This is a genomic window from Vibrio sp. 1288, assembly GCF_033344475.1.
Map to the genome: position 1 here is coordinate 1 of NZ_JAWPOX010000872.1, position 578 is coordinate 578.

The following is a 578-nucleotide window of genomic DNA, read 5'->3' on the forward strand; positions in this document are numbered from 1 at the left end:
TGGCGCTATCGCGGTTGACTCCCCGGACGATGGCGAACCAGTGGAAGAAAATACCGAGTTCCGCTTATATAAAGACTTGAAAACAGCAGGTCGAGGCATTGCGATCAAAATTGCTCTACCTGACGACAATAAAGTCAGCAGCGAAGGCGCACCAATCATGTACCGTGGCATTGAAATTGGTCAGGTCACCGACTTAAGCCTTTCTGAAGGACGAGAAGTCATTTTGGCGTCAGCAGCAATTCAGCCTGCTTTCAGTGACATGCTTACCACTGGCACTCGCTTTGTTTTGGAAGAAGCGAAAGTGTCGTTGTCTGGTGTCGAAAACATTGCAAACCTAGTTCGAGGAAACTTCCTCACTATCGTTCCTGGCGACGGCGAACGCTCTCGCCGCTTCACTGCAATTCGCAACAACGTAGTTAATCAACAGCAAGACAAGTCTATCGCGATTCGCCTAATTTCTGACAACTCATTTGGATTAGATAGCGGCGCGAACGTGCTCTATAAAGGCATTGTGGTCGGTTCTATCATCAACGTAGGTTTGGTTGATGAGAAAAAACAAGCGAAGCACGAAGTCTTTA

Annotated in this window: 1 protein-coding gene; it reads left to right on the forward strand. The window is 47.6% G+C overall.

Annotated elements, in window-relative coordinates; all coding sequences use genetic code 11:
- Window positions 1-578 (forward strand): MlaD family protein (locus R8O11_RS29830; RefSeq protein WP_318195207.1); only part of this gene is annotated, 578 nt, incomplete at both ends.